This is a genomic window from Arthrobacter sp. GCM10027362, assembly GCF_042679445.1.
Classification (GTDB): domain Bacteria; phylum Actinomycetota; class Actinomycetes; order Actinomycetales; family Micrococcaceae; genus Crystallibacter.
Map to the genome: position 1 here is coordinate 1 of NZ_JBHTML010000306.1, position 2,905 is coordinate 2,905.

A 2,905-nucleotide genomic window follows, 5' to 3' on the forward strand; every position below is an offset into this window, starting at 1 on the left:
GGAGGCCAGCATGGACGCCGTCGGACTGGTCGCGGCGTGGCCGCTCCGGGCCGGCACGGATCCGGCCCCGGCCGGCCCGGTGCTGCTGCCGCAGGCGGACATTGCCGCGGCAACCATCGAGGAAGGGCTGGCGGCCAAGGGCTGGCAGGTCCGTGCCGTGACGGCCTACCACACGGTGGACTATCCGGCCCGGCCGGAGCGGCGGCTGACCGCCGTGCTGGCTCCCGCTTCCGGAACCGGCCGCGCCGCGGCGGAACCGGGGGAGATCTCCGTGGCGGACTTCACCCGGGCCGCGGCGGACGGGGGCATCGGCGCCGTCGTCCTGACCTCCCCGAGCGTGGTTCGCCGGCTGCACGCGGTTGCCCCGGCACTGCCGGCCGGAGTGCTGCTGGTGGCGATCGGCAACAGCACCGCACGCGAAGCCGCGGAACTGGGGCTGGACATCGCGGCGGTCGCGGCCGTGCCGACCCCGGCGGGCATCGCCGACGCCCTGGCCACGGCGCTGTGCCGGCCCGCAAACCAGCACACAGGCGAGCAGCCAGAACCGAACAGAGGACCATCATGAGTTTTCCCCATCACCGCCCGCGCCGGCTCCGTGCCACCCCCGCACTGCGCCGCCTGACCGCCGAAACCAGCCTGCAGGCCTCGCAGCTGATCCTGCCGGCCTTCATCCGCGAGGGTATCGGCGAACCGGTGTCGCTGCAGTCCATGCCCGGCGTCGTCCAGCACACCACGGACACCCTCAAACGGGCCGCGGTGGAGGCTGCGGAGCTGGGCCTGGGCGGCATTATGCTCTTCGGCGTTCCCGCCACCCGTGATGCCACCGGAACAGCGGGCCTGGACCCGGACGGGGTGCTCAACAAGGCCATCCGGGACGTGAAGGCCGAGGTCGGGGCGGACCTGGTGGTCATGGGCGATGTCTGCCTGGACGAGTTCACCGACCACGGCCACTGCGGCGTGCTGGCCGCCGACGGCAGCGTGGATAATGACGCCACCTTGGAAATCTACGCCAAAATGGCGGTAGCCCAGGCCGAGGCGGGCGCCGATGTGCTGGGTCCGTCCGGCATGATGGACGGGCAGGTGGCGGTGATCCGGCAGGCCCTGGACGAGGCCGGCTACCAGCAGACATCGGTGCTGGCCTACGCGGCCAAGTACTCCTCGGCGTTCTACGGCCCCTTCCGCGAGGCGGTGGACTCCCAGCTGACCGGGGACCGCCGCACCTACCAGATGGACCCGGCGAACCGGCGCGAGGCCCTGCTGGAGGTCGAGCTGGACCTCGGTGAGGGCGCGGACATGATCATGGTCAAGCCGGCCATGAGCTACCTGGACATCGTCGCCGACGTCGCAGCCATGTCCCCGGTACCGGTGGCCGCATACCAGATCTCCGGCGAGTACGCGATGATCGAGGCCGCCGCCGCCAATGGCTGGATCGACCGGAAAGCGGCCGTGCTGGAGTCCGTGCTGGGCATCCGCCGCGCCGGAGCGGACATGGTGCTTACCTACTGGGCGGCCGACATCGCCCAGTGGCTCAAGGCCTGAGCATCCCGGCCGCCTGCTGCCGGTCATCCCTGGTTACTCCCTGAAAGGATCCTCCGTGACTTCTTCCGAAGAGCTGTTCCAGCGCGCCCGCGCCCTGATGCCGGGCGGGGTCAACTCGCCCGTGCGGGCCTTTGGCTCCGTGGGCGGGACGCCCCCGTTCATGGTCTCCGGCCGCGGCCCCTACCTGACCGATGCGGACGGCCGTGAATATGCGGACCTCGTCTGCTCCTGGGGGCCGGCGCTGTTGGGCCACGCCCACCCCGAGGTGCTGGCCGCCGTCCACGCCGCGGTGGACCGGGGGCTGTCCTTCGGCGCCTCCACCCCGGCCGAGTCCGAGCTGGCCGAACTGATTACCGGCCGCGTCGGCGCCGTCGAGCGCCTGCGCATGGTCTCCACCGGCACCGAAGCGACCATGACGGCCGTGCGGCTCGCCCGCGGCTTCACCGGACGCAACCTCGTGATCAAGTTCGCCGGCTGCTACCACGGCCACTTGGACGGACTGCTGGCTGCCGCCGGTTCCGGCGTGGCGACCCTGGCACTGCCGGGTTCCGCCGGCGTCACCGCGGCCACCGCGGCGGAGACCCTGGTGCTGCCCTACAACGACCTCGCCGCGGTTCAGGAAGCCTTTGCCGCCCGCGGCCAGGACATCGCCGCCGTGATCACCGAGGCCGCGCCGGCGAACATGGGCGTGGTGGAACCGGACGCGGGCTTCAATGCCGCACTCTCCCGGATCACCGCCGAGCACGGTGCGCTGCTGATCTTCGACGAGGTGCTCACCGGGTTCCGCACCGGCTACGCCGGCTACTGGGGGCTGACCGGCGGCGCGGCCGGCTCGTCCGACCCCTTCCGGCCCGACCTGATGACCTTCGGCAAGGTGATCGGGGGCGGCATGCCGGTGGCCGCACTGGGCGGACGCGCCGAGGTGATGGACTATCTCGCCCCGGTAGGCCCGGTCTACCAGGCCGGCACGCTCTCGGGCAATCCGGTCGCGATGGCCGCAGGCGTGGCCACGCTGACGCATGCCACGCCGGAGGTCTACGAGTTTATCGACAAGCGTTCCGTGCAGCTCTCCGGTGCGGTCTCCGACGCCCTGGCCGCGGAAGGGGTGGACCACAGCATCCAGCGCGCCGGCAACCTCTTCAGCGTCGCCTTCGGCACCTCCGCCCGCGGGGTGCGCAACTACGCGGACGCGCAGGTCCAGGAGGCCTTCCGTTACGGTCCGTTCTTCCACGCCATGCTCGACGCCGGGGTCTATCTGCCGCCGTCGGTCTTCGAGGCCTGGTTCCTCTCCTCGGCGCACGACGACGCCGCGATGGACCGGATCCTGGCCGCGCTGCCGGCCGCGGCCAAGGCCGCAGCGGCGAAG

General features: G+C 71.7%; 3 protein-coding genes. All 3 read left to right on the top strand.

Features of this window, described 5'->3' with window-relative positions:
* Positions 1–565, top strand: a 565-nt coding sequence (locus ACFQ36_RS21955; protein WP_377017562.1) for a uroporphyrinogen-III synthase, incomplete at its 5' end; no start/stop codon positions are given.
* Positions 562–1,539, top strand: coding sequence for a porphobilinogen synthase (gene hemB, locus ACFQ36_RS21960; RefSeq protein WP_377017565.1), 978 nt, complete (start codon positions 562–564; stop codon positions 1,537–1,539). The genes ACFQ36_RS21955 and hemB, both read left to right, overlap by 4 nt.
* Before the next feature lie 40 nt (positions 1,540–1,579).
* On the top strand, positions 1,580–2,905 hold a 1,326-nt coding region (hemL, locus tag ACFQ36_RS21965), incomplete at its 3' end, for a glutamate-1-semialdehyde 2,1-aminomutase (RefSeq protein ID WP_377017567.1).